The sequence below is a fragment of the Steroidobacter sp. genome (assembly GCF_016790065.1).
Taxonomy (GTDB): Bacteria; Pseudomonadota; Gammaproteobacteria; order Steroidobacterales; family Steroidobacteraceae; genus Steroidobacter.
Window position 1 is genome coordinate 20443 of the sequence record NZ_JAEUPY010000488.1, and the last position, 6677, is coordinate 27119.

At 62.2% G+C, this 6677-nt stretch carries 4 protein-coding genes; 2 read left to right on the forward strand and 2 right to left on the reverse strand.

The genetic code is table 11. From position 1 onward, the window contains the following. Nucleotides 1-75: 75 nt before the first annotated feature. Nucleotides 76-2304, reverse strand: coding sequence for a hypothetical protein (locus JNL55_RS20265; RefSeq protein WP_293857938.1), 2229 nt, complete (start codon nt 2302-2304; stop codon nt 76-78). Between the two features lie 250 nt (nt 2305-2554). Here JNL55_RS20265 and JNL55_RS20270 point away from each other — a divergent pair, with 250 nt between their 5' ends. Beyond that, nucleotides 2555-3142, forward strand: a complete 588-nt coding sequence (locus JNL55_RS20270) for a putative 2OG-Fe(II) oxygenase (protein ID WP_293857941.1) — start codon at nt 2555-2557, stop codon at nt 3140-3142. Beyond that, complete coding sequence (locus tag JNL55_RS20275; protein WP_293857944.1) at nt 3126-5819, forward strand: fused MFS/spermidine synthase; 2694 nt, start codon at nt 3126-3128, stop codon at nt 5817-5819. The genes JNL55_RS20270 and JNL55_RS20275 overlap by 17 nt, the downstream gene beginning before the upstream one ends. A 134-nt stretch (nt 5820-5953) precedes the next feature. On the opposite strand, the gene JNL55_RS20280 is transcribed toward JNL55_RS20275, so the two are convergent. Continuing rightward, nucleotides 5954-6403, reverse strand: a complete 450-nt coding sequence (locus JNL55_RS20280; RefSeq protein ID WP_293857946.1) for a CBS domain-containing protein — start codon at nt 6401-6403, stop codon at nt 5954-5956. Nucleotides 6404-6677: the final 274 nt, after the last annotated feature.

Genomic DNA, 6677 nt, shown 5'->3' on the forward strand with positions numbered 1-6677 from the left:
TAAACAAAGGAACGCCGCGCGTTACCGCACGGCGTTCCGTGGCCATCTTGAGTTGGCCTCAGGCTGCGAGAAGGGTTACTTCACGCCAGCAACCACCTGACCGCCCTTCACTTCGATGAAGACCGGGTTGCTGTAGAACCACAAGTCCGACCAGGCCGCCACGTCGTAGCTGACCATCTGCTGACCGGTGACCGCCGGGAAGCGAGCCAGGTGATCCGGGCAACCGTTGATTTCCGTGCCGGTGTACACCGAACCCGCCGGAATCGACGTGCTCAGCTTGGCCGTGCAAGGAATCGTCAGCTTCGACGCATCGCTGGCGTTGGTGTAGATGTCCGCCAACGGATTGCCGCTTGCATCGGTCTCATAAGGCACCGAAGCCGGCAGGTTCGAACCGCGCAGACGCAGGTACTGCGAAGCCTTCACCGCCGGAATGCGGAACACCACCGTCTTGAAGCCAGAGGAATCGTCCTCGCTGCTCCACTTGTCGGCACCGAAGGTACGCAGCACGCGAGCGCTGGTGTTCTTCGCCGCCGCCGGCACAGTGCTCATGTCCTGGTTGTCGATCCAGTTGTCCGGCCAGGCACCGGCGAACGCCGCCGTGCCAGGCTTCACGAAGCCGGTCACGTCGCCGCCAATCACGTCGAAGTGGCTGAGTTCCGGCTTGTTGAGCGGCTGCGTGATGCCGACCTGAGCCAGCGACGGATTCGCGAAGGTGTAAGGCGAGAAGTTGGTGCCGGTCGGATCGCGGAACGCGATCGCCACCACCACATCTTCACCCTCGCTGACCTTCAGCTTCTGACCCATCGTGGCGCAGTTGGCGCTCGGCGCCCAATCGGTGGCGCTCTTGGCCGCGGCCAGCGCCTGAGCTGCCACGTCCTGCTCGCCGCTTTCGCCCTTGACGCCGGTGCAGGCGAAGAAGGCCAGGCGATCGATCAGCTGACCGCTGGCGGTCCAGCTGTTGCCGCTGCGGATGCCGTCGACGATTTCCTGGGGCGACAGCATTTTCTTGCCGTTGTTACGGACCATGATGAAGTCGCGCTGATATTCGCCAGGATAGAAGTCCTGAGTGGTGCGACGATCGTCCGGAGCAAAGCTGCCGCGGTTGTGCCAGTCGGAGCTGGCGAAGAACCAGAAGTTACGACCTTCGCCCAACAGCGCGTCCCACACGCCGCCGATCTGAGCGCCGTACACGCCGGTGCCGCCGTAAGTGGTGCCGCCGACGCTGTCGACGCGCACGCCGCCGATGCTGTTGCGATCCGGGCTGTACTCACCGCGATTGTCGGAAGCGCCGTGACCAGGCTGCGTCTCCATGCCAACCGCAACCGTCGGGGCCGCGTTGTTGAAGTTGCGCAGATGTTCGATGTTGAAACCGTTGTTGCCGTCCGGGTTGAACGGGCCGGCGCGCTCGATGTGAGCCGGCACGTAGTAGCTGCCGTGCGGGTGATAGGAACCCATCCACTTCACCGCTTCGACCGTCTTCAAGTGACCGCGCTCGCCGTTGCCCACGCCCGAGGCAGGGAACAGCTTGGCAGCGGCCGGCTTCCAATCCGGATTGCCGGTGTAATCGCTCTTGGGCACCGAGCAATCCCAATTGTTGGCGGCACCGCCACGGCTGTTATCCGTGTCGCCGCGATCGAAGCAATACGACCACTTGCTGAGCGCAGTGGCATCGCCCACCGGCACGTAGCCAGCCGCGCCAACCGCGCCCTGGGCGCCGGTGACCTGGCCGCTGATGACAGACATCGAGGTGTGTTCGTGACCGGCCACCACGGACTCCAGGCCCATGAACACCGGCACGTTACGACGGCCGCTCAAATATTCGGCGACCGGATACTGAATTTCCTGAATCGACTGCCAGCGCCACATGCTGGGATTCGCCTGCGAGGCGAGCGCCGTGGTCGAGCTGCCATCGGAAGAGCCAGTGTTGCCCTTCACAGCGGCGGCGCCGATGCTGTTCGCCCAAGTCGTGGTCGGGCCACGGCCTTCGACGTACGGATAAGCGGGCGTGCTCAGCGACGCGTCTTCGACCAGCGTGCAATTGCGGTTACCGCTGCCGCCGTGGCCGGCCTGCACGAACCAGTCCAGACCCCAAGGCGTGTCCTGCTTATCGGTGGACTTCTTGATCAACTTCTCCATCGAGATGGAGCCGTCCGAACAAGTGGTGTGGTTATGGAAGTCGCCGGTCGCGTAGGTGCCCGTGAGCTTCGGGGTGCTCTCACCGGCAGTGGCTGCGGTCATCGAGGCCGCGCTGAGTACCGTCGCGACCGCGAGCGCGATCTGGCTTCGGGTGATTGTGACTCGCATCTGTATCGAAGCTCCCTTCAATCTGTAGGCGGGTGTTGTGAAGGTGGGCAGCGTAGTCAGCGCATGTGACTGTTGCGTGAACGATTCGTGATCCTTGCGACCGGACTGAGACCTGCGTTTCCGCGGCTGTCATCAAGTCGTAGCAATGGCATGCCTACACTCGAAGGTTGCGCTCGTGCGCTCACTGCCAAAACAGCTATTCATGCCTGCGATCCCTTCAGAGGTCATTGGTCTTTTTCCCACGCCATTCATGCGTATTCCCGGCGCATTCGATCGCACGCTGGTGGCCGGTTTGGTGGAACACTTCAGCGCTCACGCGCGACAGCTGAATAATTCTTCAGAGAATCTGTCGCACACCACGCTGCTCAAGCCATCCGACAGTCCGTTGCTGGTGACGGCCGCGACTGTGGTCACGCCGTTGCTGAGCGAGTTCGGCGCGTTGCTGTTCGGCGAGCGCTTGGCGTGGTCGTTGAAAGAGATGTGGGTGAATCTGCTCGACACTGGCGGGCGGCAGGCCATGCACAACCACGCCAACAGTTTCATTTCCGGCGTCGCGTATCTCACGCCGACGCATCCTGACTCACGCACCGTGTTCATGAAGTCGCCGGGCGGCACTGAGTTTTCGTTCAAGAACGATCACGCCGGCGTAGTCACCGGGCCTTACAACGCCGAGAAGTGGATCAGTCCGCAACCGGAGCCGGGCGACATCGTGTTGTTTCCTAGTTATCTGATGCACGCGGTGCCGCCGAATCCGGGCGAGCGGCGGATCACGCTGGCGTTCAACGCCATTCCTTCGCACCTCGACTCGTGGGGCTACAAGATTGCTTTCAGCGGCTGAAGCGCACAGCCTGACTGACGCCGCGCGCGCCGGGATCGGCCGTTCGCGGCAGATGGCGTTGGCGTGTGCATTGATGGTGGCGTCCGGGTTTGCAGGCCTGGCTTATCAAATTGTCTGGACTCAGCAGAGTACGTCGTGGCTGGGTCACGAGTCGGCGGCTGTACTTGCGGTTGTCGGTGCGTTATTCGGTGGGTTGGCGCTCGGTGCTCTGACGCTTGGCTCACGCATTGATCGTAGTTCGCAGCCTGCTCGATGGTATGCGGGTTGTGAGATTGTCATTGGGGTGTGGAGTCTCACGTTGCTGGCGCTGCTCGAGCCGGCGTCGAGTGCGCTGCTCGCTTTGATCGGACCGCAACCTTCCGTCGCGTGGCACTGGTTCGTTGCGTTCTCCGGCACGGCGTTGTTGTTGCTGCCTGCGACAGTGGCCATGGGTGCGACGCTGCCCGCCATGGAACGCGTGTTCTCGACGACGACGTCGAGAAACATTTCGATCAGCGCGCTGTATGCGGCCAACACCGCCGGCGCGGTGGTTGGCGTGCTCGCCGCTGCGTTTTGGTTAGTCCCGCAGCTGGGACTAGCACGCTCCGCACTGGTGTGCGCGCTGCTCAACTTCGGCTGCGCCGCCGCTGCGCTACGGCTGAGAACGAACGCACGCGCACACGATCCCGGCCGCATGCTCCCGTTGGACGCTGCGAGCACGCGCACGAGCGACACGCCTAACTCGCAGTCCCTTGCAAGGATCGAGCATGCTACGGGCTCCAGTCGCTTACTTCTGCTGCTTGCGGCAACGGGCTTGCTGGGCATCGGCTACGAAGTGCTGGTCGTCCGCGCTCTGAGCCAGATCGCCGAGAACACCGTTTACACCTTTGCATTGCTGCTGGCCGTATATCTCATCGGCACAGCGATTGGCGCAGCCATTCATGGTCGTTGGCTCGCCGGCAAGGCGATGCCAACCAACTTCCGCAACACGCTGATCCAAATCCTAGCTGCGAGCTGTTTGCTCGGCACAGCACTCCTGGCCGGCGCGGACGACGTTAAGGACTGGGTCATCAGCGCATTGGGCTCGAACATGACGTCGGCGCTAGTCGCCGAAAGCGCCATCGCCGCCCTCGCCTTCCTGTTACCGACCATCCTGATGGGCGCACTCTTCAGTCACCTGAGCACGAGCGCCCGCGATGCCGGCATCAGTTTCGGGCAAGCCATCGGCATCAACACGCTGGGCGCCGCAGTCGCTTCGTTACTATTCGGCGTGCTGCTCTTGCCACTGCTCGGCTTGAAGCTCGCACTACTTTCCATCTCAGCCGGCTACTTATTATTGGCAGCGCGAAGCGCATGGCTAAAGCCCGCGCAATGGGCGCTTGTAGCGGCAAGCGCCGCGTGCATGATCTGGGCGCCCTCACTACAAAACATCAAGATCCCGGAGGGCGGCCGTCTAATCAGTTACTTCGAAGGCGTGATGGCCAGCGTCAGCGTCATCGAAGACGACTCCGGCGTCGCCACGCTACACATCAATAACCGCCAGCAAGAAGGCAGCAGCGCCACGCTGCTTGCCGATGCCAGACAAGCACTCTTGCCGGTTCTGCTTCACCCTGCCCCCAAGCACGCGTTGTTCCTTGGCCTCGGCACCGGACTGACCGCATCGTCCGCAACGTTACGACCGGACCTGCAAGTCGACGTAGTGGAACTGGTACCAGAAGTCATCACAGCATCGAAACAGTTCGAAAGCTCGTACTCCGCCGCAGCCGACCTCTCGCGCCTACACACGATGAGCGCGGATGCACGCCGGTTCATCCGCACCAGCGAGCAAGCCTACGATGTCATCGTCGCCGACAACTTCCACCCAGCCCGCAGTGGCTCCGCCTCGCTCTACACAGTCGAGCATTTCGAGAGCGTGCGAGAACGACTCGCACCAGGCGGCGTGTTCTGCCAGTGGCTGCCGCTGCATCAACTCGATCTGGACACACTGCGCAGCATCGTCCGCTCCTATCTCAATGTGTTCCCGCAAGGCGTGGCACTACTAGCGACCTACAGCCTCGACACCCCGACCATCGGCTTGATCTCACGTAAAGACGGCGAGCACTTCAACCTCGAACAGATCCGCGCCCAACTCACCTCCACAAAAAACATGGAGAGCTTCGGCATCACTGACGAGTTGGCATTGCTCGGCAACTTCATCGCCGGTCCACGCTCGCTAGCGAAGTTTGCAGGCTCGGCACCGCTGAACACGGACGACCGCCCTGTCGTTGCGTATCGCGCACCCAACATCACCTACTCACCGACTTCGACACCGCGTGAACGACTGCTCGGGCTGCTCGGCGACGTTGCCATCAGTCCGCAGGAGCTGCTCGATGAGCAGGACGTGAATTGGAACATGCGACTGGCGGCCTATTGGCAAGCCCGCACTCGTTTCATCGCCGCGGGACGAAACGTTCGCACCACCTCCGATGTGCGCGAGATGCTGGCGCAAGTGGGTGAACCCCTGCTCGCGATCCTGCACATCAGCCCCGACTTCCGCCCGGCCTACGATCCGTTACTACGGATGGCGACGGCGCTGATACCGCTCGATCCGGAAGGCGCCCGGTCGCTATTGATGGAGCTGCAGAAAATCCAGCCGTTCCGGCCCGACACAGCCGCGGCACTGGCAGCGATCGACTCAGCGGCCTTGCACGCAAGATGAGAATCGCTATGATGTGCGCCGTCCGCCAGCCCGCCCCAACCGCAACTCACTCCCCCTGAGCGTGCGGCCGTTCTTGCCAGCCAGCCCCTGATACCCACTTCTAAAGATCGGTAGCTTGCTCGGCCGGCAAACGATCAAGCATGCGCGCGCCACTCTCTGTGGCGTTCACTACCGATCGAGCCGGAGATGTCACAAAGCAAGCCAGTGATTAGTTCGATGGCATCGTCGATAGCGATGACGCCGGCCGGCGCGCCGCGCGCATCCACGATGGGCACGCGCCGAATACCTGCCAGGCGCATCACCTGGAGAATGTCGCGCAGCTCATCGGATTCGTTGGCTATCAAAGGTTGGCGAGTCATCACGTCGTGCACTTTGGTGACACGAGGATCGCGACCGGCGGCCGTCACTTGCAACACGATGTCTCGATCCGTGAGCACACCGATGGGCCGGTGCACGTCGTCTCCCTGGTGGTACACACTCAGAAAGCCCACATGCTGATCTCGCATCAGGCGTGAGGCAGCCAGAATATCGGCACTATCCGCGATCGAAATCACGCCCCGCCGGCAGTGTTCGCCCACGTTCATGACTCTCTCCTCGACGCCAGTGCTGTCGGGCGTCTACCCCAAAGTCAATTCCGTTGCTTATCTGGAGTGGTGTTTATTGCCAGGTCAACAGCACTGTAGATAGCGGGCCGGCACCCAACCATGCGTAGAAATGCCGATCGCGGCCGTGCTTAAGACGGATCGGCAGTATCGGCGGCGGCCGGCCCCACCGGCTTGACGGCGGCCGCTTCAGTCCCGGTGTTATCGGATGGCTCGGTCAGCAGGTCCCGGCAAGTCATGCTCCAAAAATGCGGAT

What these genes read in the sequence shown, in the direction of transcription:
- JNL55_RS20265 (WP_293857938.1), bottom strand. Translation starts at nt 2,304, where the DNA reads ATGCGAGTCACAATCACCCGAAGCCAGATCGCGCTCGCGGTCGCGACG.
- JNL55_RS20270 (WP_293857941.1), top strand. Translation starts at nt 2,555, where the DNA reads ATGCGTATTCCCGGCGCATTCGATCGCACGCTGGTGGCCGGTTTGGTG.
- JNL55_RS20280 (WP_293857946.1), bottom strand. Translation starts at nt 6,403, where the DNA reads ATGAACGTGGGCGAACACTGCCGGCGGGGCGTGATTTCGATCGCGGAT.